At 47.1% G+C, this 26,048-nt stretch carries 25 protein-coding genes and 1 riboswitch; of the genes, 23 read left to right on the plus strand and 2 right to left on the minus strand.

Annotated features, from left to right (window positions below; genetic code table 11):
- Positions 1 to 10: 10 nt before the first annotated feature.
- The 8 genes from EV210_RS16305 to EV210_RS16340 all read left to right on the plus strand — a co-directional run bounded on the left by EV210_RS16305 (position 11) and on the right by EV210_RS16340 (position 9,070).
- The gene (locus tag EV210_RS16305) at positions 11 to 307 is read left to right on the plus strand and encodes a UxaA family hydrolase (protein ID WP_132082409.1); all 297 of its coding nucleotides are present in this window, start codon (positions 11 to 13) and stop codon (positions 305 to 307) included.
- Between the two features lie 30 nt (positions 308 to 337).
- Positions 338 to 1,501, plus strand: a complete 1,164-nt coding sequence (locus tag EV210_RS16310; RefSeq protein WP_132082410.1) for a UxaA family hydrolase — start codon at positions 338 to 340, stop codon at positions 1,499 to 1,501.
- A 22-nt stretch (positions 1,502 to 1,523) separates the two neighbouring features.
- Positions 1,524 to 2,279: an HpcH/HpaI aldolase family protein gene (locus EV210_RS16315; protein WP_243650590.1), complete on the plus strand. Its 756-nt coding sequence runs from the start codon at positions 1,524 to 1,526 to the stop codon at positions 2,277 to 2,279.
- An 8-nt stretch (positions 2,280 to 2,287) separates the two neighbouring features.
- Positions 2,288 to 3,580 carry a nickel pincer cofactor-dependent isomerase, group 22 gene (locus tag EV210_RS16320; RefSeq protein WP_132082412.1) on the plus strand — a complete coding sequence of 431 codons (1,293 nt, stop codon included), beginning with the start codon at positions 2,288 to 2,290 and terminating at the stop codon, positions 3,578 to 3,580.
- A gap of 26 nt (positions 3,581 to 3,606) precedes the next feature.
- Positions 3,607 to 5,331 (plus strand): dihydroxy-acid dehydratase, encoded by a 1,725-nt coding sequence (gene ilvD / locus EV210_RS16325; RefSeq protein WP_243650591.1) that lies wholly within the window; start codon positions 3,607 to 3,609, stop codon positions 5,329 to 5,331.
- Between the two features lie 14 nt (positions 5,332 to 5,345).
- Positions 5,346 to 7,163: a thiamine pyrophosphate-dependent enzyme gene (locus EV210_RS16330; RefSeq protein WP_132082413.1), complete on the plus strand. Its 1,818-nt coding sequence runs from the start codon at positions 5,346 to 5,348 to the stop codon at positions 7,161 to 7,163.
- Positions 7,160 to 7,765, plus strand: coding sequence for an indolepyruvate oxidoreductase subunit beta (locus EV210_RS16335; protein ID WP_165898940.1), 606 nt, complete (start codon positions 7,160 to 7,162; stop codon positions 7,763 to 7,765). Before EV210_RS16330 ends, EV210_RS16335 begins: the two co-directional genes overlap by 4 nt.
- Before the next feature lie 558 nt (positions 7,766 to 8,323).
- Positions 8,324 to 9,070 (plus strand): AIR synthase related protein, encoded by a 747-nt coding sequence (locus EV210_RS16340; RefSeq protein ID WP_132082415.1) that lies wholly within the window; start codon positions 8,324 to 8,326, stop codon positions 9,068 to 9,070.
- Between the two features lie 3 nt (positions 9,071 to 9,073).
- On the opposite strand, the gene EV210_RS16345 is transcribed toward EV210_RS16340, so the two are convergent.
- On the minus strand, positions 9,074 to 9,469 hold the full coding sequence (locus EV210_RS16345; protein ID WP_132082416.1) for a hypothetical protein: 396 nt from the start codon (positions 9,467 to 9,469) through the stop codon (positions 9,074 to 9,076).
- A gap of 145 nt (positions 9,470 to 9,614) precedes the next feature.
- On the opposite strand from EV210_RS16345, the gene EV210_RS16350 reads away from it, so the two are divergent.
- From EV210_RS16350 to EV210_RS16360, 3 genes are all read left to right on the plus strand, one after another.
- Entirely contained in the window at positions 9,615 to 10,247 is a 633-nt protein-coding gene (locus EV210_RS16350) for a trimeric intracellular cation channel family protein (RefSeq protein WP_132082417.1), read from the plus strand.
- 153 nt (positions 10,248 to 10,400) lie between these two features.
- Positions 10,401 to 10,504: riboswitch (glycine riboswitch) on the plus strand.
- A 152-nt stretch (positions 10,505 to 10,656) separates the two neighbouring features.
- Positions 10,657 to 11,823 (plus strand): ABC transporter substrate-binding protein, encoded by a 1,167-nt coding sequence (locus EV210_RS16355; RefSeq protein ID WP_132082418.1) that lies wholly within the window; start codon positions 10,657 to 10,659, stop codon positions 11,821 to 11,823.
- Positions 11,824 to 12,007: 184 nt separating this feature from the next.
- Complete coding sequence (locus EV210_RS16360; protein WP_132082419.1) at positions 12,008 to 13,366, plus strand: amino acid permease; 1,359 nt, start codon at positions 12,008 to 12,010, stop codon at positions 13,364 to 13,366.
- Positions 13,367 to 13,478: 112 nt separating this feature from the next.
- On the opposite strand, the gene EV210_RS16365 is transcribed toward EV210_RS16360, so the two are convergent.
- The gene (locus EV210_RS16365; protein ID WP_132082420.1) at positions 13,479 to 15,077 is read right to left on the minus strand and encodes an oleate hydratase; all 1,599 of its coding nucleotides are present in this window, start codon (positions 15,075 to 15,077) and stop codon (positions 13,479 to 13,481) included.
- A gap of 199 nt (positions 15,078 to 15,276) precedes the next feature.
- On the opposite strand from EV210_RS16365, the gene EV210_RS16370 reads away from it, so the two are divergent.
- The 12 genes from EV210_RS16370 to EV210_RS16425 all read left to right on the plus strand — a co-directional run bounded on the left by EV210_RS16370 (position 15,277) and on the right by EV210_RS16425 (position 25,815).
- Entirely contained in the window at positions 15,277 to 15,531 is a 255-nt protein-coding gene (locus EV210_RS16370) for a hypothetical protein (RefSeq protein ID WP_132082421.1), read from the plus strand.
- A gap of 185 nt (positions 15,532 to 15,716) precedes the next feature.
- Complete coding sequence (locus tag EV210_RS16375) at positions 15,717 to 17,183, plus strand: sigma-54 interaction domain-containing protein (protein ID WP_132082422.1); 1,467 nt, start codon at positions 15,717 to 15,719, stop codon at positions 17,181 to 17,183.
- Positions 17,184 to 17,366: 183 nt separating this feature from the next.
- On the plus strand, positions 17,367 to 17,681 hold the full coding sequence (locus EV210_RS16380) for a (2Fe-2S)-binding protein (protein WP_243650592.1): 315 nt from the start codon (positions 17,367 to 17,369) through the stop codon (positions 17,679 to 17,681).
- Positions 17,678 to 18,760 carry an NAD(P)/FAD-dependent oxidoreductase gene (locus EV210_RS16385; protein ID WP_132082424.1) on the plus strand — a complete coding sequence of 361 codons (1,083 nt, stop codon included), beginning with the start codon at positions 17,678 to 17,680 and terminating at the stop codon, positions 18,758 to 18,760. Before EV210_RS16380 ends, EV210_RS16385 begins: the two co-directional genes overlap by 4 nt.
- A complete protein-coding gene (locus EV210_RS16390) occupies positions 18,761 to 19,207 on the plus strand; it encodes a 4Fe-4S dicluster domain-containing protein (protein ID WP_243650593.1) in 447 nt (148 codons plus the stop codon).
- A 2-nt stretch (positions 19,208 to 19,209) separates the two neighbouring features.
- On the plus strand, positions 19,210 to 19,485 hold the full coding sequence (locus EV210_RS16395) for a (2Fe-2S)-binding protein (protein WP_132082425.1): 276 nt from the start codon (positions 19,210 to 19,212) through the stop codon (positions 19,483 to 19,485).
- Positions 19,478 to 20,626 carry an NAD(P)/FAD-dependent oxidoreductase gene (locus EV210_RS16400; RefSeq protein WP_132082426.1) on the plus strand — a complete coding sequence of 383 codons (1,149 nt, stop codon included), beginning with the start codon at positions 19,478 to 19,480 and terminating at the stop codon, positions 20,624 to 20,626. Before EV210_RS16395 ends, EV210_RS16400 begins: the two co-directional genes overlap by 8 nt.
- 41 nt (positions 20,627 to 20,667) lie before the next feature.
- Entirely contained in the window at positions 20,668 to 22,299 is a 1,632-nt protein-coding gene (pruA, locus tag EV210_RS16405; RefSeq protein ID WP_132082427.1) for an L-glutamate gamma-semialdehyde dehydrogenase, read from the plus strand.
- A 194-nt stretch (positions 22,300 to 22,493) separates the two neighbouring features.
- The gene (locus tag EV210_RS16410; protein WP_132082428.1) at positions 22,494 to 22,952 is read left to right on the plus strand and encodes a DUF441 domain-containing protein; all 459 of its coding nucleotides are present in this window, start codon (positions 22,494 to 22,496) and stop codon (positions 22,950 to 22,952) included.
- 32 nt (positions 22,953 to 22,984) lie between these two features.
- Positions 22,985 to 23,785 (plus strand): D-alanyl-D-alanine carboxypeptidase family protein, encoded by an 801-nt coding sequence (locus EV210_RS16415; RefSeq protein WP_132082429.1) that lies wholly within the window; start codon positions 22,985 to 22,987, stop codon positions 23,783 to 23,785.
- Between the two features lie 181 nt (positions 23,786 to 23,966).
- A complete protein-coding gene (locus EV210_RS16420; RefSeq protein WP_132082430.1) occupies positions 23,967 to 25,289 on the plus strand; it encodes a hemolysin family protein in 1,323 nt (440 codons plus the stop codon).
- Between the two features lie 49 nt (positions 25,290 to 25,338).
- Positions 25,339 to 25,815, plus strand: a complete 477-nt coding sequence (locus EV210_RS16425; protein WP_132082431.1) for an acyl-CoA thioesterase — start codon at positions 25,339 to 25,341, stop codon at positions 25,813 to 25,815.
- Positions 25,816 to 26,048: the final 233 nt, after the last annotated feature.

Consider the following 26,048-nt stretch of genomic DNA (forward strand, 5'->3'; position numbering starts at 1 on the left):
AGGGACAAGGGTGGAAAAAAGTAAGGCAATTATCATGAACCAGGCTGATAATGTTGCCACAGCCGTTGAGGATTTACCTGCCGGGGATAATGTAGCTTTTGTTTGCAATGGTGACTGGAAGTCTGTTCTCTTACGGCACACGATTCCTTTTGGCCATAAATTTGCAATTACTGCAATTGCCAAAACAGACAAGGTGATTAAATACGGCGAGCCTATCGGCGCTGCCAGCAGCAATATTGAGCCTGGTGAGCATGTTCATATTCATAATATGGTCGGCTTGCGAGGCCGTGGTGACCTTCAGGTTTGATTACAGACTATAGTTTGGAGGTAAAGGGATATGGAGTTCATGGGGTACCGTCGTCCTGACGGCTCAGCCGGAATACGAAATCATGTTTTGATTATGCCTGCCGTTGCGTGTGCCAATCAAGTAGCCCGGGCAATCTCGCTGATTGTCAAAGGAACAACCTGGTTTGAACACCAGCATGGCTGTTCACAGCTTGCACCGGATGCGGCGCAGACGGCTCGGGCTTTGATTGGTCACGGCACGCATCCGAATGTTTTTGCAGTCATTGTGGTCGGTTTGGGCTGTGAGGTGGTAAGAGCCCAGGAGGTGGCCGCCGCAATCACAAGACGCTGTCCCTATAAGCCGGTGCAGCTCGTCATTATTCAGGAGGAAGGCGGCTCCTACAAAGCCATTCAGGCTGGCGCCGCTGCCGCCCAGCAAATGGTGCTGGCAGCATCGATGCTGCAGCGAGAACCTCTTGCGGCCAGTCAGCTGATTCTCGGCACCGAGTGCGGCGGGTCGGATGCCTGCTCGGGAATTGCCGCTAATCCTTCACTGGGGATTGCCAGCGATCTGTTAATTGATCTAGGGGGAACTTCGATTTTGGCAGAAACACCGGAGTTAATCGGCGCGGAGCATATCATTGCCGCCAGGGCTGTTACCGAAGCTGTACGGCAAAAGTGCTACGACACAATTGCTGCTTTTGAGGCTTCTGCTATTGCTATGGGGGTTGATATGCGGGGCGGCAATCCAACGCCCGGCAATATCGAGGGAGGCTTATCTTCTATTGAGGAAAAGTCCCTGGGCTGCGTGTATAAAGGCGGTTCGCGGCCGTTGCAGGATGTCATTGATTGGGCGGAACCGGTAACGAAAAAAGGCCTGATTTATATGAACACCCCGGGCAATGATATTGAGCAGCTGACAGGGATGGTGGCAGGCGGCTGTCAAATCGCCGTTTTCACAACCGGGCGGGGGACACCGACCGGTTCGCCGATTGCACCTACTATTAAGGTAGCCAGCAATACCGCTATGTACGAAAGAATGCAGGATAATATGGATATCAACGCCGGAACGGTTGTTACTGGTGATGAGACAATTGAGCAGGTGGGGCAGCGCATTTTAGCAGAAATGCTTGCGGTAGCATCCGGCAAGCTTACAAAAGCAGAAATTTTGGGGCACAATGATTTCGCTATATGGCGCATTGGTCCAACGATGTGAGCGAAAGACTGGGGAGGTCTGTATGTTAAAAGAAAGACTGCAAAATAAAGAATTTCTGTTCGGTCCGTTCGTAAATCTCTGCCATCCGGCCGTGCTGGAGATTGCGGGATTTGCCGGTTTTGACTTTGCCATTATTGATACCGAACACGGGGAAATTTCGACGGACAGAGCGGTTGAGATGGTCAGAGCGGCCAAGCTGGCCGGCATTAGCCCGGTTGTTAGAGTGTACGGCAATCAGCCTGAGCTTATTTCCAAGGCCCTTGATATTGGCGCTGACGCCGTGCAGATTCCGCAGGTAAGCAGCCGGGAGGAGGCAGAGGCTGCTGTCTATGCCGCTAAGTTTTCACCGGAGGGAGGCCGTGGTGCCAACCGCTATGTGCGGGCCGCCCGGTATTCTGCTATGGACAAAGCTGCTTACTTTCGAAAGGCCAATCAAGAAACAGCCGTTATTGTTCAGGTTGAGGGAAAGGCCGGACTAGACCGGTTGGCAGATATCATCACGGTTCCCGGAATTGATGTTCTGTTTATCGGCCCCTACGACTTATCCGCTTCGCTTGGCATACCGGGGCAGGTAGAACATCCCCTGATAATGGAGGCTATGCACAGGACGATTCAACTGGCGCGGCAGGCCGGTGTCGCGATTGGCTTTTTCGTTGATGATGCTGTAAGTGCGGTGAAATGGAAGAAGGCTGGAGTTCAATATATTTCGTTTGCTGCTGATGTGGGCCTTCTCTATAATGCCTTCCGGCAGAGCGTTGCCATTTTTCGGGAAGAGTAGGTGAGATCATGAAGGTGAAAAGTGAAACAACCGGAATTATTCAAAGCTTGCTGCAAGGAATTCCTTTGCCGCGGATGGTCAAAGTCCGTCAGAATTTTGAGGCTCCCGTCGTTCAGAACTTAGAGCAGACACTGCGCCAGGAAATTGCCAAAGAGTCGATTGCCCCCCAAATTAAGCCGGGCATGCGCATTGCTGTCGCTGTCGGTAGCCGCGGCTTAGCCGAACTGCCTGCACTTGTGCGCATTACGGTAGATGAACTGCAGCGGCGGGGAGCACATCCGTTTATTGTCCCTGCTATGGGCAGTCACGGTGGGGCTACCGCTCAAGGTCAGCAGGCAGTGCTGGCAAATCTGGGTGTTACGGAGGAGACTGCCGGCTGTCCGATCATTTCTTCTATGGAAGTGGTCGAGGTGGGACGCCTGGAGAATGGGCTGGCGGTATTAATCGACAAACAAGCCTATGAAGCCGATGGCATTGTGGTGATTGCCCGCATTAAACCGCATACTGCCTTTCGGGGAGCTTCGGAAAGCGGTTTGGCAAAAATGCTGACAATCGGACTTGGCAAACAGAAAGGGGCAGACGCCTGTCATGCCTACAGCTTTAAATATATGGCAAGATTTATTGTTGACATGGCGCGAATCAAGCTTCAGCAGTGTAATTTTTTATTTGGCATTGCAACAGTGGAGAATGCCTATGAGCAGATCCGCGTTGTCGAGGCTGTGCCGGCAGAAGATTTTCTGAAACGGGACCAGGAACTTCTCCCGCTTGCCCGGACCAGCATGGCTAAGCTGATTCTTGATAAAATCGACGTGCTGATTGTTGACAAGATAGGCAAGGACATCTCCGGTGATGGCATGGATCCTAATATTACCGGACGATACCCGACTCCGTATGCCCGGGGCGGTCCTGAAATCAGCAAACTGGTTGTTCTGGATTTGACTGAGCGTACTCATGGCAATGCCAACGGCATGGGTCCTGCAGACTTTATTACCCGCAGGCTGTTTGACAAAATTGACTATGAGAGTACCTATGCCAATGCGCTCACTTCCACCGTTTGCGAGCCCATCCGTATTCCGATGATTTTAGAGTCCGATCAGCAGGCAATTGCAGCCGCCGTTAAAACCTGCAATGCTCAGGATTTGAGTAAGGTGCGAGTTGTGCGGATTGAAGATACACTGCATCTTGGCGAAATTTATATTTCAGAAGCCATGATTTCCGAGGCGGCTCAGCACCAGCAAATCGAAGTTTGCAGTGCCCCGCTGGCGCTGGAGTTTGATCAAGCCGGTAATTTACTAATTTAAAATACCAGAAGAAGGTGGCGGAAGTTATGATGATGAATCAGCGGTTTCGTGATGTGCGAAGCCTGTGGCTCCAGTCCGATGCCCTCAGGCTGGGCATGAACTGGTCCGAAGAAGATACGGATAAAATGCATATTCTTGTTGATGATGTTCAGGGAGACAGCCATCCCGGGAGTTTTCACCTGGATGTCCTGAATGAAGAGGCCTGTATCGGTGTTTATGAAGCCGGTGGAAAACCGGCAAAATTTCATGTAACCGATATTTGTGACGGCTGGGCGCAGGGACATGATGGAATGAATTATATTCTGCCGTCCCGCGAAGTGATAGCCGATATGGTAGAAATTCATGCCTCGGTTGTTCCCTGGGACGGAATGATTTTATTATCCGGCTGCGATAAATCAGCTCCGGCTCATTTAATGGCTGCTGCCCGGATGGATCTGCCCGCTATTCATATTCCCAGCGGTTCCATGCGCTCGGGACCGGACATTTCCACTTCCGGCTTAGCAGGTCCGATCACGGCAAGGGCCAAAAAAGGGCTGGCAACGCAAAAAGAAATACGCGATTACCAGCTGACCGGCTGCCCGTCCTGCGGAGCCTGCCAGTTCATGGGCACTGCCAGCACAATGCAATGTATGGCTGAGGCACTCGGCATGGCTTTGCCGGGGACAGCTGTCATGCCAGCTACTTTTATGGATATTCGCCGGATGGCCAGGGCAGCAGGGAAAGCGGTTATTAATCTGGCAAAACAGGGGATTACCGCAGGTCAAATTCTCACTCCTGCAGCTTTTGAAAATGCGGTTAAAGTTCACGCTGCAATTGGCGGCAGTACCAATGCCCTAATTCATTTACCTGCCATTGCCCATGAACTGGATTTTGAACTGGATCCCCAGCTGTTTGACCGGATTGGACAACAGATTAAATATTTGACTAATATCCAGCCCAGCGGCAAATATGTAACAGAGCTATTTTGGTTTGCCGGTGGAATACCGATGATTCAATGGCTGCTTAGGGACCAGCTTGATCTGACCGTTATGACCGTAACCGGCAATAGTCTGGGAGACAATCTGGAACGGCTCTGGCAGGACGGGTTTTTCGACCGGAACCGGAATTATTTGAAGACGTACAGCATTTTGCCGCAAGAGATTATCCGGTCTCCTGAACAGTCGGACAAAAGCGGTTCTATCGCGGTTCTATACGGCAATATTGCTCCTGACGGAGCAGTAGTCAAATACTCGGCTGTCGCTGAAAATATGCACAGCCATACCGGAACAGCTGCCGTTTTCGACAGCGAGGAAGCGGCTCAAGCGGCCATTATTGAGGGGAAAATTGCGGCTGGTGCAGTGGTTGTTATCCGCTATGAAGGACCGAAAGGCTCGGGCATGCCGGAAATGTTTATGACAACCGATGCTATTGTTTTTGATGAAAAGTTGAATGGGACGGTTGCTTTGCTTACAGATGGCCGCTTTTCCGGTGCCAGCCGCGGGCCCTGTATCGGTCATATTTCACCGGAGGCCGTGGAAGGTGGTCCGATTGCTCTCCTGGAAGATGGAGATCTGATTGAAATCGATATACCGGGCAGAAGGCTCAATGTTACCGGAGTGAACGGTAAAGCCATGGATGCTGCTGAAGTCAATGAAATTATGGCCAGCCGCCGCTTAGCGTGGAAACTGCCGGAGCAACCGCCAAGGCGGGGGATTCTGGGAAGGTATACCAGGAATGCAGTGTCAGCTATGGCAGGAGCTTATATGAAATAAGAGGAGGGGAAGAGATGAAAAAACAGTTTATGCTGGGTAATGAAGCAATTGCCCGAGGAGCGTTTGAAGCGGGGGTGAAGGTGGTTGCCGGGTATCCCGGGACACCTGCTACGGAAATTGTGGATCATTGTGCTGCTTATCCCGGAGTATATGCCGAGTGGTCGGCAAACGAAAAGCATGCTTTTGAAGTGGCAGCCGGTGCTTCCCTGACGAATCAACGATCACTTGCCGTTATGAAGCACAACGGTACGAATGCGGCAGCCGACTTTTTGATGCATATTAACTTTACCGGCATAAAGGCCGGGATGGTGTTAATTTCTGCCGACGACCCTGGCGGTCTTTCCTCGCAATGTGAAGAAGATACGCGAATTCTGATTCATAACTATGCTCATGTGCCGGTTTTCGATCCTGCCGATATTCAGGAAGCTTATGCAATGACCAAGGCCGCATTTAGCCTGTCGGAGCAAACGGAAGTGCTCTTTGCGCTGCGCCCGGTTATGCGGATCAATCATGCTGGCGGAATGATCGAGTTCGCTGAAAAAAGCGGGCCAGAGCAAAAAGTGGAATTTGTACCCGATCGCAGCCGCTTTGTTATGTCGGCAGTAGTGGAAAAAGAATACGGTGGTGAATTACGGCCTAAAATGCGTCATCGCTGGCTGAATAACAAGCAGGCAGAATTAAAGGCCATTATGGAAGCGTCGCCGTTTAACTGGGCGGAGGAAGGGGAAGGCGAGACCGGCTTTATTGCTTGTGGAATCGGCTATGCCTTCTTTAAAGAGGCCGAGCAAATTTACGGCAGAAAGCTGCCTGTTTTAAAACTGTCTACTTTGCCGCTGCCGGAGCAAAAGGTGCTGCAATTTGTTAAACGGTATAAGCGGATTGTTGTGCTGGAAGAAATAGAGCCAGTTGTGGAAAAGCTGGTAAAACAATTGTGCTTTACCAATAAAGTTATGCTGGATATTTGGGGCAGAGACGGATACCTGCCGGCTGAAGGTGAATTATCCGCGAATCTCGTCCTAACTGCAATTGAATGTGCAGTTATCGGCCAGCCGTTTCCTCAGCCCGCTCAGGGAACGTATATCCCGGCACGAACCCGTACCCAGTGTTCAGGCTGCAGTCACCGGGGGTTACTCGCAGCTCTTAAGGAAGTAGTGCGGAAAAACGGCGGTGTCGTGACCGGTGACATCGGCTGCCATGATGCCGGGACATTTGAACCGATGAAGCTTCAGGCTACCATTTACTGCATGGGCTCCTCCATTCCTATGGCGTATGGTATTAAAGCGGCTGGCTTTGACAAGCCCGTATACGCACTGATCGGCGATTCAACCTTTTTTCATAATGGACTTACGGGCCTGGCCAGTGCTATAGCGAATGGGGCGGATATAACGGTCATTGTAGCTTATAATTCAACGACGGCGATGACCGGTTTTCAGCCGCATCCCGGGAGCGGCAGAAGCCTGACTCTCGACCATGTCAATGTCATTGACCCGGGAAAAGTTGCTGCGGCTATGGGAGCAAAAATATACCACTGCAATCCTTACCAGGTAGAAGAGACGGCACAAGTGCTGGCGGAGGCAGCAACAGAAGCAGGAGTAAAAGTTGTGATTGCCGAAGCATTGTGTTACCTCAAGTTTGGCCGGGAAGGAAAAGTATCGTATGTAGCCCGTGATATCTCCATCAACCAGGATGTATGCAATGGCTGCAGTCTTTGTGTGCGTACCTTTGGCTGCCCGGCGATAACAATCAGCGATGGCAAGGCTGTTATTGATAAGAGCAGCTGCAACGGCTGCGGTGTCTGCATTTGGGTATGCAAGAGGGGGGCTATTCAATGAAACTGGATTTGGTAATTGCCGGTGTTGGCGGGCAGGGAAATATTCTAGCCTCTCAGACATTGGCCAAATGTGCTATGGATGAAGGATACACAGTGGTAAATACCGAGACAAAAGGCGCTGCGCAGCGGGGAGGTTCGGTACTTTCCCATTTGCGTATCAGCAGCCGGCAGATCTATTCGCCACTAGTACCGAAAGGTCAGGCCGATATTTTGCTGGGATTTGAACCGCTCGAAGCAATGCGGTATATGAGCCTCTTAAGCAAGCAGGGAAAATATATTATTAATACCGCTCCTGTACCTACTATTCTTGCTAAACTGAATGTTGATCAATATCCCAGCCGGGAAGAAATGCTTAGTACGATCGGTCAGCTGGGCATGAACGGACATTTTATTGACGCCACCCGGGCAGCAAGCGAGCTAGGCGATGTATTGCTCACAAATGTTGTTATGCTCGGGGCCTTTACCGGGATCAATGATTTGCTTTCACCCGAAAGCGTATTGAAAAAACTACTGTCCCAGATCAATGAAAAATACCATGCTGCAGATGAAAGAGCATTTTATACCGGGCGAAAGCTTATTCAGGACTTGGAAGAAGGCATGTGAGCAGAAAAAGGCTGTTCTGTCGTATAAGCGCTTTGCAGCTTCCTTTTTTACATGCACAGGGAAAAAGGTAAAAAGCCCGGCTTCTACTTTTGTCATCGAAACAAAAGTAGCAAAAATTCTAGGCCTGTCTTACAAAATGCTTGGGAAATGCTCAGCTTACTAAAATTCGTGAAACTCGCTGCGCTCAGACAACCGAATTTCTTAACGTAAACTGAGCATTTCCCATCCTACGGACCGCATTTTTCCAGAAGGGCCGAAAGGAACGAGTGCTCGATTGGGGTGTTAAAGTACCATTTCATGTTTCCGTATCTTGCAACCCTTGCGGAAATTACCGTCCCGCAGGGGGTAAAAAGACCTCCATTGCGAATAGAAGGGACGTTGTCTGAGTGTAGCGAGTTTCTGTCCTTTCCGCAAGGGAGGTCTTTATTTTTGTCCTTGATCCTATTTGAAATTTGTAAAGCGGATATGTTATGATAAGCAGACAGAAAAACGATGAAAGAGCGGGTTTTAATCACCGAGGCAGTAATCAAAGTTCGGGCAAAGGATGAGTAGCAAAAAATGAATGTGCAAAAAGTGAGAGATTTAACGTTAGTCGATCTGGGGCAGCAAAGAACCATGGTCATTGCCTGTGACAGCTGCGGTGGCGTGGGCATGAAGGAACAGGATGTTCTGCAGGTTTCCCCGCACATTACCGGCCGGTATACTGCCAGAGTAGCTATTCTCGAAGTCCTCTGCACCGGAGCGGAAGTGATTTGTCTGACGAGCACAATTTGCAACGAGATGAATTCCACCGGAAAAGACATGATAGAAGGCATTAGAGCGGAACTGCAGGAAGCCGGAATCAATAATGTGGTGCTCACCGGAAGCACGGAAGAGAATTTTCCCACCGTGGCGACGGGCTTAGGTGTTACGGCCGTTGGTATGATCCAAAGCAATCAGCTGAAAGTGAATAGTATAAAGCAGCAAGCTTTGCTAGTCGCCTTAGGTCGGCCGAAAGTAGGTCAGGAGGTCTTAGCGGGTGGGGTAAATGACTGTATTCACTATCAGCTAATTAAGCAAATGCTTAAGGATGATGAGGTTTACGAGATCATTCCTGTCGGTTCAAAAGGTATATTGTATGAAATGCAGGAGTTGGCCCGCAATAATCGCCTGAACCTTATTGTCAACCCGGGTATCAAGCTGGATGTTAGGAAATCGGGCGGGCCCAGTACAGCTGTAATTGCAGCGGTAAGTGCACGATATTTTAGCAAAATGGACGTCCAGGTAAGCATGGAGCTGGTCGGAGAAGTTTGCCGGGGCGAGTAAATTCTATAAATCGGCAGTTCTGATAAAATGATAATTGACAGTACCTGTAATTTTCCATTCATCAAACTTGTAAAGCTTCGGATTTGTAATCCGCAGCTTTAATTTATGTGTGTCACCTGGCTGCATATATACGGGGATGTTTTCCCAATTTCCCTGATTGGCAAACCACCAATCCGTATTATTTTGTCTGAAATAAATATTCAGGGTGAGTACGTTTACCCTATCAACAACGACGGTTCCATCATTCTCTAAATAACCGTAAATAACGAGCGCATTGGTTTCGTCATAACCCAATGTATCCGTATGCCAGGACAAATGTGGTGCGGCCAGTGCCGTAGCAGTAGCACCGGTAATGCAAATAATAACCAGGATCAGCCCTATGCAGAGCTTCGTTTTCATTCCAGTATACCTCCCCCGATGTATATCTGAAGTATTCTATTACTTTAGCTGAATAGAGGTTACTTTAGTCCCTTCTAAATTTAAGCGGCATATGATAAAATAAATCGGATAGAGTATTGGTGACCACAGTGAGGAGAGTAGAAAAATGACAACCTGGAGTATACTGGAGTTTACGGGAGTAATTGCTTTTGCTGTTGCGGGAGCATTGACGGGAATACAAAAGAAACTGGACATTTTCGGTGTGTTGGTCTTGGCTATGACGACGGCCGTAGGTGGCGGGATATTGCGCGATGTAATCATCGGTAATACGCCGCCGCTTACTTTTCGGGATCCAACATTTTTTATGATTAGTGCAGTTACCACAATTGTTGTGTGTTTTACCTATCGATGGCTGGAAAAGTACAAAAATATGATTCAAATATTTGATGCCATTGGATTAGGGGCCTTTACGGCTACTAGTGCCAATCTGGCGATTCAGCATAATCTAAATACCTTGTTTATTGTAACGACAGTAGCGGTAATTACGGGGATTGGCGGCAGTATTATGCGCGACGTGTTTGTTAAGGAAATTCCCTATGTTTTCCGTCAGGAAATATATGCGATAACTACGATAGTCGGTGCAATCTGCTTTTATTATTCGCAATTTTATTTGACCGGAGCGGCCCAGCTGTATCTTTGCTTTTGCATTACTACCGTTCTCAGGCTTTGCTGCATTAAGTACCAATGGAATTTCCCAGTAATTGGTATTCCTTCGAAAGACCAAGCCGCAAAAGAATAATCGGAAAAGTGAATAAGGAATTTACTTGACAAAATGCAGTTTTACGATTATTATAGACAAAAGTGCTAAAAACTTAATATTTGTGTCCATATGAAGTACACGGAACCTCGTATAACTTACACTGATTGTTAGTTATTAGCGACAACCGTAAACGGATGGAACTCTGGAGAGCCCCTGATCAGCAGGGCGCCGAAGGTGCAAATCGGTAAGTTTCGCTTATCGATGAAACTCTCAGGCAAAAGGACAGAGCATATTGGTGGCATTGCATATTTTCGTGCAAAGGTACCTATTTGTTGTTCTTCAGAGTCAAATCTTACGATTTGACTCTTTTATTTTGCAGCGGGAGCACTCTTACTTCGAGGGAACTTCAGACAAAGAAAAAGCAATTTTAAAAAAGGGAGAGCTTTGAATGAGAAAAATGAAGAGTAAAGTAAGTGCTTTAGTAATGGTAATGTTAGTATTGACAGGTATTATGGCTGGTTGTGGCAACATGGGATCGAATGATATTAAAATTGGACTTTTAAATGAGATGACTGGTTCTAATGCTACGTTGGGAACTTCTTCAGCAAATGGGGCGAAGCTGGCAATTAAGGAGGCAAATGCCAAAGGCGGAGTACTTGGTAAGCAAATACAGGCTGTTATCGGGGATAATAAGAGTGAACCATCCGAATCGGCTAATGCAATGACCAAACTGATTTCCCAGGATAGGGTTGCAGCTGTAACTGGTGTTTTTGCCAGCTCTAATGCAATTGCTGCAGCAAGTGTTGCTGAAGGCAGTAAAGTACCCTTTTTGGCGGTAGGAGCTACAAATCCGAAGGTAACCGTAGATGAGAAAACCGGCAAAGTAAAAGAATATACGTTCCGGGTCTGCTTTATTGATCCTTTTCAGGGCACTGTTGGTGCCAATTTTGTACTCAATACGTTAAATTTTAAAAAAGCAGCTATTTTGGTAGATAATAGCAGTGATTACAGCAAAGGCTTGCTTTCTTTCTTTAAAGAAGCCTTTAGTAAGGGTGGTGGCTCAATAGTTATTGAAGAGGCTTATTTGCAAAAGGACCAGGATTTCAAAGCAATCTTAACGAAGGTTAAAGCTGCTAATCCGGAAGTTCTTTATGTACCCGGCTACTATGAGGAAGTAGGGAAAATTGTGAAACAAGCGCGTGAGCTTGGTATCACGGCACCTATTGTCGGCGGTGACGGCTGGGATTCTCCTAAACTGGCAGAGGTGGCCGGTGCTGAAGCCTTAAATAACACTTACTTTACCAACCACTATTCAGTTGAGGACACCAGTGCTGCTTCTAAGGCCTTCGTAGAGGCTTATAAAAAAGAGTACGGACAGATGCCGGATGCCATGGCTGTTCTCGGCTATGATGCAGCAAACGTATTGATCGATGCGATTAAGCGGGCTAACAGCGCTGAACCAGGCAAGATCCGTGAGGCTCTTGCCCAGACAAAGGATTATCCCGCAGTAACAGGTGCAACTACATTAAATGCCACTCATGATGCGGTAAAAAGTGCAGTTATCATTGAAATGAAAAACGGCAAGCAAATGTTTAAGGCAACTGTTAAACCGTAAAAGTTGAAATCGGCATAGGAGCAACAAGAGGTAGTGTATTTCATTTTTACAACATAATTACAAAAAAATACTATTATATTGGTAAAATAGGTATATAATAGTTATGTGAAAGTCCTGCAGAGAAGGATTTATCCGTTCTTTGCAGGACTTTTGTTTTTCCATGATGGATTAAGGGGGAGTAAAAATGAATGAAACTACCAATCAACACATTCAGCGAGGTCTTAAAAATCGCCACATTCAGATGATTGCTTTAGGCGGAGCGATTGGGACCGGCTTATTCTATGGTTCGGCTACGGTGGTAAAGATGGCAGGACCGGCAATCACGTTGTCTTATTTAATCGGTGGCATTGTGATCTTTTTTATTATGCGGGCACTTGGCGAAATGGCTGTCGCTCATCCCGTATCAGGTTCCTTTAGCCAATACGCCTATCAGTATTGGGGTGAGCTGCCAGGGTTTATTGCTGGCTGGAATTACTGGTTTAATTACGTAGTCGTCGGTATGGCTGAGTTATCGGTCGTAGGAACTTATATTAACTATTGGTATCCGGATATACCTACCTGGCTATCCGCGTTAGTATGCCTGGTTGCCGTTACGCTGATTAATACTGTACATGTCAAGGCTTATGGTGAATTTGAGTTTTGGTTTGCTATTATTAAAGTTGTTGCTATTATTGGCATGATTGTTTTTGGTATTGCTGTTATTGCTTTTGGCATCGGAAATGGCGGTCAGCCTGCAGGGCTGGGCAATCTATGGGAGCATGGCGGTTTTTTCCCTAATGGCTTCCAGGGAATTTTGCTATCGCTGGTTTTAGTTATGTTTTCCTTTGGTGGAGTTGAGTTAGTCGGCATAACTGCAGGGGAAGCACAAAACCCGGAGAAAACAATTCCGCGGGCAATCAATCAGGTCGTATGGAGAATTTTATTGTTCTATGTAGGAGCATTGGCGGTGATTCTGGCAATTTTTCCGTGGAACCAGATTGAAGCAACCGGCAGCCCGTTTGTCCAAATCTTTACCTATGTAGGTATCCCATCGGCAGCTAATTTGTTAAACTTCGTTGTTCTTACCGCCGCTTTATCTGCTTATAACAGTGCGTTATACAGCAATGGCAGAATGCTGTATGGTCTGGCTGCACAGGGGAATGCCCCGAAGATTTTTGGCAAGCTTAATTCGTCAGGCGTACCGATGACGGCAATTTTGGTTTCATCAGCAATCACATTATTTGCAGTGCTGCTAAGTTATTTGAATCCGGAAAAAGTATTCCTGTATTTTATGTCGCTCGCAACCATTTCCATTATTATTAACTGGGCTGCTATTTTAATCGTTCAGCTTAAATTCCGTAAAGAGCAGGAACGGCAAAAGAGTATACCTGAGTTTCAAATGCCACTGTATCCGGCTGCCACCTATCTTAGTTTGGCCTTTTTGGTACTGGTAGTGGGAATAATGGCATTTATGCCTGACATGCGATTCTCTCTATATATTGCGCCCTTATGGCTGGCAGGCCTGTATGTCGGCTATCGGATGAAGCGTGCAGCCCGACAATAAACCTTTAGCAATGGAGGTGCCGTAAATCGCTTTTTGAAACAAGCGCGATGCGGCCCTCCTTTTTTGAATGTACAGGTAAAAGGGGGAAAACGAAGATTTATATCGATGCGGCTTACCGGAATGAGGTTATAAAGGAATCGAACAGTATACGGGTGTCAAATTGGTACTGATGAATAGGTGGAATTTCCTTGTTCAAATTGAGGAGAGAATATACGGCAATCTGGGCTGACCGGACAGAGTATTCAACCGTAAATACTACATCATCGGGTATTTCTGTAAATTGGCCGAGAAAGGCAAGATTGGTCGATCCAGGCGGCACAACCTGAGGCCGGTCGCTCTTGGTACGCGGCATGAACTGGCTGGTTATAAACGGCATCATGCAGGGCAGGCAATTTGATGTTTTTACAATGGAAGGCAGTTTGTCAGTAAACCGGAGATGGGAGCACAATTCAGTTAGTATTTCTTCGCCGGTGCACTCTGACATTTTTTTATGTACGAAGTTACCCTGGTTTTCAGGAGAGAGGCCATAACCCCAAAATACTTTGATAGTATCGGGCTGATTGATAAAATGCGGCTGATATGCCAAGACAATGGACATAAACCAGTTTGAATCTCTTAATGTGACCAGAGCACCTGTTCCAGGCGTATTCCCGGAGAAATTCTCCATTAAGTCGAAAAAGACTGGATCGGTACAAGTGACGGTAAAGGATTCCCAGGCTGATTTTTCGATCTGCTCGATAAAAGGAGCGGGATTGCCCATATCAGGCTGCTTGGCAGCGAGCGTTTCCCAGAGTTTAAAAGCGGCTCCCTTTGCTCCCAGGCGGGGAGCGGAAGTCATCGAACCAATGCTATAGCCTTCGGTCATGGAGCCGTTGGTAACAAAAACCAGATCAGTATCTTTCAGCTGAAGTTTTATCGGTTTTCCATCCGATATATAGTGCAGGTACTCTACTGTTTTATCACCGTCAGACGGCTTGAAATCAAGATCGGTTACCCGGCAGTTCATGGAAAAATTGACACCTTGAGCTTGGAGCCACTTGATGAGAGGCAGAATAATGGAATCATATTGATTGTAAGGTGTACGGGTTACCCCCTCTAACGTATGAATACGGGGAAATTCATGCATGAACCGGAGCAGGTAACGTTTGAATTCAACAGCACTGTGCCAGGGTTGAAAAGCAAAGGTTGTAGCCCACATATACCAAAAATTTGTTTTGAAGAAGGAGGATGAAAAAAATTGTTCAATGGTGATTGTGCCCAAAGCATCCTCCGGAGTAACTGTCAATTTTAGCAGGTCGATCCGGTCTTTATTGGTAAAGCCCATTGAAGCAACATCGATAATTTTGCCTTCGCCGTCAACCAAACGGGCTTTGGCATGCGTGCGGACTGCATTGTCAAACGCAATGATTTCATCGCGAACTGATAATTGCGGGTTCGTTATGGAGGGGATAAATTTCAGCAGTTCCCAGGTACATTCATAGGCTTCGTCATTTAACATTCTGCCGCCGCGGATCATATAGCCCTTCTCGGGTGAACCCGTACCGTCGCAACTACCACCGGTGATATTCATTTCTTCGAAAATAGTTATATTTTTCCCCGGAATATGGCCGTCTCGAATTAAGTAAACTGCTCCGGCTAGAGAGCCGACTCCGGCGCCGGAAAAATAAGCTTTTACCTGCTGGCGGTCAACAGCTTGGCAGGCGTGTTTCATAGAAAAGGCCTCCTGTCTCATTATAGTAGCTATAGTATAGGCGGCTGGTAACCCCGATATACTTCTTTTAGTGACTACGGCAAGTCCTTAGCCGTATATGAGTATACAGGCCCCTTGCTCTACCTTGGTATAAAACTTGCATCTTATATAAAGCATGATGATCGCAGGTTTCGATCAATAAGCGAAGGGCGGGGTTGAGATGGAAGCGAAAGAATTAATTGAATGTATTGAAAAATTCATTGAAGAAAAGGCAAAGAGCTTTGATGACGGAAGACAAATTGAAGTGTTAAAGAGTGCGTTGCTTAAGCTGAAAGTAAGCGCGTCAAGCCCTTTGTGCGAGAATTGCCTCTACCACCAGCAAGCTTTTTGCAGTAAATTACAGCGAAATACCTTTGCCTTGTCCTGCGCGCAGTGGGAAGAAAACTCGATTGGTCTGGATATCATTGCTTATTAAAATCGGCTAAGATTTTTTGTGAAAAAGCAGGAATCAGGAATAGAGTAACGAAAATTGCTGTAAAGATGTAAATAGAGTGTCAGAAATCTGACACAAGCAACGATGCTTGTATCCATCCCTAGTTCTACGGATGATACAGGCATTTTTTACTCTTGCCTCTCTATTGGGCGTTGAAGGAGGACAACATGAACAAGCCGGTTACTCAGCCAATTCCTGAACTGAAGGAGTATCTCGAGACAAGCCAGTTTGATAAAGTGATAGACCTGTTCGAGCAGATCAATAGCGCATACCGGTTACAGCAAGCGCGGTTAGAAACTTTGCTGGATACGGTTAACGAAGCAATTTGTATGATAGATGAGGAGGACCGGGTGCTTGTCTGGAATCGCCAAGCTGAAGCGTTGTATGGCATAAAGGCGCTGGATATAATTGGACAGCCGATTGACCATTTTTTTTCAAATTTAAAAATTAGTACAGCTATGAAACAACACCAACCGGTTGTAGAAGAATACCATGCCCCTTGCCCGGAAACACATGTGTTGATTAATTCCAGGCCGATTATGCTCGACGGACAAGCGGTTGGTGGAATTTCGGCCGAGCGGGACATTACCGACTTGGTGCAGTTAAATCAAAAGCTGTCGCAAACAAACCGGGAAGTACAGTCTTTGAAAAAAACCATCAACACAATCCATTCCCAAAATGATCCTTTTTCCGCAATTTATGGGCGGGGGGAGGCAATTGGAGCGGCTGTAAGGCTGGCTAAGCGCGTTTCAGCAACTAATGTCCCTGTTTTACTGCGTGGCGAAAGCGGAACAGGTAAGGAGTTGTTTGCGCGGGCAATTCACGAAGCCAGTCAAGTGAACGGAGCATTTATTGCGATCAACTGCGGTGCTATTCCCGCTAACTTATTTGAAAGTGAATTATTTGGCTACCAACCCGGCGCTTTTACCGGTGCTGACCGCAAAGGGAAAGAAGGGCTGCTCGAAAAAGCCAACGGAGGAACCCTGCTGCTTGACGAAGTTGGCGATATGCCGAGGGAAATGCAGGTAAAACTGCTCCGGACACTGCAGGAAAAATGTTTATACCGGGTGGGCGGCAATAAAGCAATACCTGTCGATTTCCGGGTAATTGCCGCAACTCACCGTAATTTAGAAGATATGATTCGGACAGGAGAATTCCGGGAAGATTTATATTACCGGCTGAATGTAGTGTCTATTGTACTGCCGCCACTCAGAGAACGTCTCGATGATTTGCCCGAGTTATTGCGCCGGGGGTTGCAGTATTATAGTGCGCTGTATAATAAAAATATTAGCAAGGTTGATCCGGCAGTCATGGCTGCGTTAGTACAATACCAGTGGCCCGGCAATATCAGAGAACTTCTGAATGCCTTAGAACGGCTGGTTATTTTGACGGATGGCGATACACTGTCCATTGCCGATTTGCCGCAAGCTTTATTTTCACCGGAACATGTTAAAGCAGAAGGAGCCAGCCAGTTGACTGGCCGTTTGCCGGTGGCAACTGCCGAACTGGAAAGAGAAATTATTACCCGCGTACTGGAGGAGCAGAGCCATAATAAGGCGCTCGCTGCACAAAAATTAGGGATTCCCCGCAGTACGCTGTATTATAAAATGCAAAAGCTTGGCATATGTCAATAAACTGACAACACTGTCAAAAAACTGACGGTAAAGCAGCTGAAAACTGATCGTTTTAACCAGAAACGCCGCACTTGGCAATCTTAGTGCGGCGTTTTTCTTTTCCTGCTTAATTAATCAAAGCAGTGATCCAAATTCGACTGATAGAATTACGTTGGCACGGTATTTGCATTAGAGTAAGGCGAGGTGTTTAACTTGAGAATTATCAATCATCCAATCTTAGAGTTTCCCAAACAGGAAATGGTTCAGTTCACGTATAATGGCAGCCCTGTGCAAGGTGTGGCAGGAGAATCAATTGCGGCAGCTCTCCATGCGGCAGGAATAAAAATGCTGCGCCACAGTTCACGGCATCATCGTCCACGGGGGCTCTTCTGCGCGATTGGTAATTGCTCTTCCTGCCTGATGACAGTTGACGGAGTGCCCAATGTGCGCGTGTGTGTCGAGCCCCTTAGAGCTGGTATGAGTGTAGAAGTACAGCAGGGAAAGGGGACGATAATATGATGAATACAGATGTGCTGGTAATCGGAGCCGGCCCGGCAGGTTTGCTGGCAGCTACCAGTGCTGCCCGGACCGGGGCAAAAGTTTTGCTTGTCGAACGTTCAGAACGGCTTGGCGGACAGCTGATTAAGCAGAAGCATAAGTTTTTTGGCTCCCGGGATGAGTATGCGGGAGAACGGGGTATTGATATTGCCGCAAGATTGATTAAGGAAACAGAAGAACAGGCGGGAATCACTACCAGGAAAAATGCTACCGTAGCAGGGATATATCCGGATGGAGTAGTGGTAATTGCCTGCAAAGATTCGTTTTATACCGTCCGGCCTAAGAAAATAGTGATTGCAACCGGTGCGGCAGAAAAAACAATGCTTTTTCCCAATAACGATTTGCCCGGTATTTATGGTGCCGGTGCACTGCAAACACTGATGAACGTTTATGGTATCATGCCTGGTAAGCGGATTCTAATGGTTGGTGCCGGGAATATCGGCGTAATCGTTGCTTATCAACTGCTGCAGGCCGGTGTTGACGTAGCCGGAGTGGTTGAGGCTGCCCCCCGGGTTGGCGGCTATGCAGTGCATGCTGCCAAATTAGCCCGCTATGGCGTACCTATTTATACATCTCATACGATTAAGTCCGCTCACGGACAAGAGTGCCTAACGGGAGTAACGATTGCCAAACTGGACGAATCCTGGCAGCCGATTGAAGGGACTGACCGATATATTGCGGTTGATGGCCTTTGCCTGGCGGTGGGGCTTACGCCGCTTACGGAATTGTGCTGGCAGGCCGGCTGTGAAATGCGGTATGTGGCTGAACTGGGTGGATATGTGCCGCTGCGCGATGCCGACATGCGAACAACTAAGCCAGATTTGTTCGTGGCAGGTGATGTATCGGGTGTAGAAGAAGCATCGGCTGCCATGGTAGAAGGAAAAATTGCCGGACTATCGGTAGCGGCGGATTTAGGCTGCAGGGAGATAACCAGTGAGTTGGAACACGCTAAAAAACAGCTGGCTGCCTTAAGAGCCGGTCCGGCCAGTGCAAAAATCCGGTCAGGACTTAGTCAAATTCTAATTGGGGAGGTCAGCTAAATGCAAAATATTCCGTGTGAGGAACGGTTGCATAGAGGACCAGTAGCCATATGTGAATGCCTGCAGTCAATCCCCTGCAATCCTTGTGCGGATGCCTGTCCGCGTCAGGCGATTACCGTTGCGGAGATAAATGACTGTCCTGTCATTGCAGCTGACAACTGTAATGGCTGCGGACTATGTATGCTGCATTGTCCTGGCTTAGCCATTTTCGTTGTTGACCATACCTATAGCCAGGAACAGGCACTAGTTAAAATTCCTTTCGAATTTCTTCCCCTGCCAGAGGTCAATGCCAGCGTTCAGGCCTTAAACCGCAGCGGAGAATGTGTAGGGGTGGCTCATGTGATCCGTGTACAAAAATCACCAAATAAGACGAATGTACTTTGGTTGGCCGTTCCTCATGAACTGGCTATGGAGGTACGCGCAATTCGCCTGCAGAAGGAGCAGTAAATATGAAGGAAACAACAATTGTCTGTCGTTGTGAAGATGTTACGCTGGAAGAGGTGCGTGCGCGCATTTCCAGGGGAGAATATAATCTGGAAGAAATAAAGCGTGCCTGCCGCTGCGGAATGGGGCCTTGTCAGGGCCGATCCTGCACGCCTTTAATCGCTAAAGAAATTTCGCTGGCCACCGGCATTCCGGTTAGTGAGATCGGTTTGCCTACATTTCGGCCCTTAGTTGCCCCTATCAAGCTGGGAACTTTAGCAGGAGGGGCAAAACATGATTAATGTTGCCGATGTGGTTGTCATTGGCGGCGGGGTTATCGGCTGTGCCACAGCCTATAATCTTGCTAAAGCCGGTGCAGGTAAAGTCGTGGTGCTGGAGAAGGACTATCTGGCAAGCGGAGCTACAGGTCGCTGCGGCGCCGGAATGAGGATGCAGTGGGGGACTGAGACCAACTGCCTGCTGGCTAGAGAAAGTGTGAATATGTTGTCTCAGCTGCCGCAGCTGCTGGATGTAGATGTTGATATTGAATTTACGCAAAATGGCTATCTACTGCTTGCCTATACGCCCAAAATGGTAGAGCAGTTTAAAAAGAATCTGGAGCTGCAAAATTCTCTTGCCATACCTTCCCGCTGGGTAACGCCGGAGCAGTGTCTTGATATTGTTCCTCTGCTCAATACGGAAGGACTGCTTGGGGCGACTTATTGTGCCCAGGATGGGCACTGTAACCCCTTCAAGGTTACAGAGGCATACGCCAGGGCAGCTAAAAACCTGGGGGTAGAATTTTATACCGCTACAGAGGTGCACGCAATCACTACGGAGGGCAGCCGGATTACGGCGGTACATACCAGCCAAGGGACCATTTATACCGATACAATTGTAAATGCAGCAGGCGGCTATGCCAAAGCTGTCGGCCGGATGGCCGGTATTGAACTGCCGATTTATCCTGAGCGGCATGAGATCCTAGTTACTGAGCCTGTAGAACCTACGGTGGGTCCCATGGTTATGAGTTTTTATCATAATATTTACTGTCAGCAGAGCCCACACGGCAGTTTTATCATGGGACTTGGTCATCCTGATGAACCGGAGGGCTATAATATAAAATCGAGCTGGCAGTTTCTGGAGGAAATGGCGGCAAAGCTGGTATCAATTATGCCACAGCTTGGAGAATTAAATGTTATTCGTCAATGGGCAGGCCTTTATGATATGTGTCCAGACCGCACACCCATATTAGGCAGCAGTCCTGAGGTCAGCCGGTTCTTTACAGCTGCCGGTTTCAGCGGTCATGGTTTTATGATTTCCCCGGTTACCGGGCAACTGATGGCGGAAATGGTCTTGGGGAAACCGACGCTGTTTCCGGTTGGTATGTTTGATGCCGGACGTTTTGAGCGGGGCGAACTGTTTGTGGAACCTTCTGTAGTGTAATCATCAGGATATTGAAACCCAATTGAGGAGGAGTTTGTGAGATGAACAACGCGTATTTTCAAATTACACAGCCGAAAAATGAGCCGGTAAAGTCCTACATGCCGGGATCACCGGAAAGAATTGCTTTAGAGGCTGAATTGCAAAGGCAATTAGATAATCCGGTCGAAATTCCTATCATCATTGGCGGCCAAGAAATTCGTTCTGCCAAGAAAGCCAAAATGATTTGCCCACATGATCATAACAAGGTATTGGGTGAGTACTATATCGCTGGTGAAAAAGAACTGCTTATGGCCATTGAAGCGGCAGAAGCGGCGAAAGAAGAATGGGAGAATATGCCATGGGAGCATCGCGCTACTATTTTTCTGAAAGCAGCTGATTTGCTGACAGGCAAATACCGGGCCAAAGTAGCGGCTTCCTGCATGCTGGTGCAAAGTAAAAATGCGTTTCAGGCAGAAATTGACGTTATCTGTGAACTGGCCGATTTCCTGCGTTTTAATCCATATTATGTGCAGGAAATATATAAGCAGCAGCCCGCCAACACGGATGGCGTTTGGAACCGGGTAGAATATCGTCCGCTGGATGGTTTTGTAGCGGCAATTACGCCTTTTAATTTTACCTCTATTGGCGGCAACCTTTGCACTGCTCCTGCGATGGTCGGCAATACCGTTCTATGGAAGCCCTCTTCGACGGCCGTATTATCCAATTATTACTTCATGCAAATTCTCGTGGAGGCCGGTTTGCCTGCAGGTGTTATTAACTTTGTTCCTTCCAGAGGGGTAGACTTTGGCAAGCTTGTCATCGGTCATCCTAACATGGCTGGAGTCCACTTTACCGGTTCTACTGCGGTATTTAATGACCTCTGGAAGCAGGTTGGCGAAAATATTGGTCAATATGTTTCTTATCCCCGCTTAGTGGGGGAAACAGGCGGTAAAGATTTTATTTTTGCACATGAAACGGCAGATGTTGAGGCTCTTGTCTGCGCAATGGTTCTGGGCGCTTTTGAATATCAGGGGCAAAAATGCTCGGCGGCATCCCGTGCTTATATCCCGGAAAGCCTCTGGGGAAAAGTAAAAGACCGCTTGGCAGAAGAAGTCAGCAAAGTCAAAATGGGTGATGTTCGAGACTTTACCAATTTAATGAACGCAGTCATTGACAAATCTTCTTTTACAAATATTAAAGGCTATATTGACTATGCTAAAGCCTCTGATGATGCGGAAGTTATTATTGGCGGCAACTGCGAAGATTCAGTTGGCTATTTTGTGGAACCTACCGTTATCCTGGCTAAGACCCCGGCATTCAAGACGATGGTTGAAGAAATTTTTGGGCCTGTATTGACTGTTTATGTATATCCTGATGACAAGCTGGAGGAAGCGCTGGTTCAGTGCGACACAGCTACCAGCTACGGCTTAACCGGTGCCATTTTTGCTCAGGACAGAGCAGCGATTATTAAGCTGGCCAGAGCGCTTAATCATGCTGCAGGAAACTTCTATATTAATGATAAACCGACAGGAGCTGTTGTAGGTCAGCAGCCGTTCGGCGGCAGCCGTGGTTCCGGAACGAACGATAAAGCCGGCAGTGCGATTAACCTCTATCGCTGGATGAGTCAGCGGGCGATTAAGGAAACGCTTGTTCCGCGCATAGTTGTGAATTACCCGTATATGGTGAAAGAATAGCAAAAAATATACGATGTGTATATGCCGATTAGCCTAACGCTCAGAGCTTGCGTTAGGCTAATCGGCTTCTTGCCGGGGTACACTATGGTTGGATGTATGCTCCATATGGATATGGCAAATTTGTTAAAATAGGTTTACACTATAGAATATCGATACTTATGAAATCGAAGAATAGTCCTGTTAGGGGTGTGTCTATGTCATTCGAAAATTTGCCAATCCTGCTTATTCTTGCATTGTCTGTAATTGGACAAAACCAGTCTGTTGCTATTGCAGCTGCGATTTTGCTGCTTATTAAACTGCTCGGGTTTGATAATTGGTTTCCTGTCCTGGAGAATAAGGGAATTAATATTGGCATTATTATTCTGACGTTAGCCATCTTGGCTCCCATCGCATCAGGGCGGATCAGTCTGAAAAATATGACCGATTCTTTATTGACACCGGCAGGGGTGCTGGCTGTGGCAACAGGTATTTTTGCGGCATGGCTGGGTGGCAGGGGCGTCAGCTTTTTTCAAGTGGCACCTGATGCCATTACGGCTCTCATTATCGGGACCATCATGGGAGTATCTTTTTTTCAGGGAATTGCCGTGGGACCGCTGATTGCAGCAGGTATGCTGTCGCTATTGCTGGGTCTGTATAATAAGCTGGGCTCTTAAACCAATTCGATTTACTACATAGGAGAACTAACATGTATCAACGATTTTTTGCGGGCTTGCTTTTTTGTTTCCTCTATACGAATAGTGCGTTTGCTGCTGTACCGCAGGTGGAGGCCGAAGCTGCCGTGGTTATGTCGGTGACCGGTAAACAGGTATTGTTTGCCAAACAGGCCGATGCTATTATGTATCCTGCCAGTACAACTAAAATTGTAACGTTGATTACGGCCTTGGAAAAAGGAAATCTGAACAGCACGGTTGTAGTCAGTCCGCAAGCTGCTGCCTGTGATGGGTCAAGCCTGGAGCTAAGAGCCGGTGATAAGCTGAAATTGGAGGAAGCATTGTATGGCATGATGCTTGTTTCCGGAAATGATGCTGCTGAGGCGATTGCCGAGAGCGTAGCGGGTTCGATACCGGATTTTGTCAAATTAATGAATGCAAAAGCCGGACAGATTGGCGCAACGCGCACGAATTTCAGTAATCCGCATGGCCTGCCCGATCCATATAATCACTATACGACTGCGTATGATCTTGCGCTGATTACGGCGTATGGTATGCAAAATCCGACTTTTGCCCGCATCGTCTCAACTCGGGATTATGATGTGCATTTTTTAAACAGGCAAAGTACCCATGCTAAAAACACGAATAAACTGCTTGCTACCTTTATCGGTGCAAATGGTGTTAAAACCGGTTATACAGAAGCGGCCGGTGATTGCCTGGTTGCTGCCGCTAATCGAAATGGGGTCGAACTGATTGCTGTTATCCTAAACAGCGACGGGCGCTGGGAAGATGCCGCCAAGCTATTGAATTATGGATTTCAGCAGCTGGGCCTGTAGGGCGCAGCTATAGGCTGCCAGTTAAGAGTCCGTGCTTAAGATGAATCAACGTGCCTATTGTGATATTGTTAAACTATTACTATAATGATATCAATACTTTTCCCGGCTCTGCCGTGAAGTAAATTGTTATAATCTGAGGAGGTGAACCCTATTCTCTCTGTTGAAGAGAGATAGGAATTTATTGGATCCTGCGTCTACCCTGTTTAATCTACTGTTTGTCATTGTACTCGTGTTGTTGAATGGTTTTTTTGTAGCAGCTGAGTTTGCCATGGTTAAGGTTAGAGGTACTAGAATTGACACCTTGCTGAGCGAGGGGAATACAAGAGCCAAATTTGCCAAAAAACTCGTAGACCATCTCGATGCTTATCTATCGGCATGTCAGTTGGGCATTACGCTTGCGTCATTAGGCCTAGGCTGGATTGGTGAACCGGCAATTGCCGATTTAATTGAACCGATTATGATTGACTTAGGGTTTTCTTCCCAAGTGGTGCACACCGTGTCTTTCGCTATTGCTTTTTCCGTTATTACGGCCCTACATATTATTCTGGGCGAGTTGGCGCCTAAGTCACTGGCCATACAGAAGGCAGACACTGTTACCTTGTGGACATCAGTGCCCTTGATCGGTTTCTATAAGCTAATGTATCCGGCTATCTGGCTGTTAAATACGATTGCCAATTGGATTCTTCGCTTAGTGGGCATACAGGCTGCTAATGAACATGAAGCGGCGCATACGGAACAGGAAATCAGAATTCTCATGGAAGAAAGCCACAAGCAGGGCTTTATTAACAAGACGGAACTTACTTTTGTTGACAACATCTTTGAGTTTGCCGAGCGTAATGCACGGGAAGTGATGATACCCCGGACCGATATGGTCTGTTTATATGCGCAAGACAATTTTGCCGATAATTTAAATAAAGCAATTGAAGAAGAGCTGACCCGCTATCCAATATGTGATCCCGATAAGGATAATATCGTCGGCTTTGTTCATATTAAGGATCTTTTAAAAGCGGTAGTACAGGAAAAAAATCCTGATATTCGCAGTATGGTAAGAAGCGTTATTGCGATTCCGGAATCTATGCCGATCAGTGATTTGTTGAAAATCCTGCAAAAAGAGCGATCGCAGATGGCGCTTGTGGTTGATGAGTACGGTGGAACAGCCGGCCTGGTAACCATTGAGGACATATTAGAAGAAATTGTTGGTGAAATTCAGGATGAGTTTGATGAAGAACGGCCGTTAGTTGAAATGCGCGAAGGTAATGCTTATTCCGTCGATGGTAAAATGCTGATTGCCGAAGTTAGTGATATTGTTGGGATTAAGCTTGACTCAGAGGATTTTGATACAATCGGGGGATGGGTTTACTCCAGAGTGGGCATTGAACCGCAGGTTGATCAGAAGATTCTTTATGAGGATTATGAATTTGTTATTGAAGAAATCAGCCATATGCGCATTAATCGGATTTTGATTCGCCAAGTAAAAGCTGAGGACGCTCCTCAGCCGGAATAACGGCAACACCTTTTCCTAGAGAGTATTTAAATGTGAAGGAGAAGTTAATATGCAGAGATCTTCAGGCGAGTCTAAGCTAGTGATTAGTGAAGTAATGATGCCTAGTCAGGCGAATGTGGCTGGAAATATTCACGGTGGAGAAATCATTAAACTGATGGACTCCACGGCCTATGCCGCAGCCAGAAGATATGCCCGGTCTAATGTTGTTACAGCAAGAGTTGATGAACTTGAATTTCATTTGCCGATTTTTATTGGTGATTTAGTTATTTGCTCAGCGCAAGTTGTATATGTTGGGAAATCCTCTATGGAAGTTGCCGTAACTGTTGAAGTAGAGGATTTAGAATATGAAGGGCGCAAAAAGGCACTCTCTGCTTTCTTTACCATGGTCTCGCTGGACAAGAAGGGGCGTCCTAATGTGGTGCCTGCACTTCTTTTGGATACACCGGAAGAAAAATTGGCCTTTGAAGAAGGCCAAAAAAGATATGAATTATATAAAGCAAAAAAAGTGCAAAAAAGAAAAGGCTGATAGTCAGCTGTATCTTTGTTGCGCGGTACGGAAAAAAGGGAGTCGCAAAACGCTTTTACAAAAAGCGCAATGCGGCTCCCCTTCTTTGCATATACGAGCTGCCAAGGTAAAAAGCCCGGAGTGCTGCTTTTGACATTACCCAAAAGCCTGCTAAGCAATGTCAATGCTTAAAAGCAAGATTTAATAAAAAGCTGAGTACTTTCTGTAGAGCATAGCAAATAAACCATAGCCTT

Origin of the sequence: Anaerospora hongkongensis (assembly GCF_004339805.1) — a bacterium.
Classification (GTDB): Bacteria; Bacillota; Negativicutes; order Sporomusales; family DSM-15969; genus Anaerospora; species Anaerospora hongkongensis.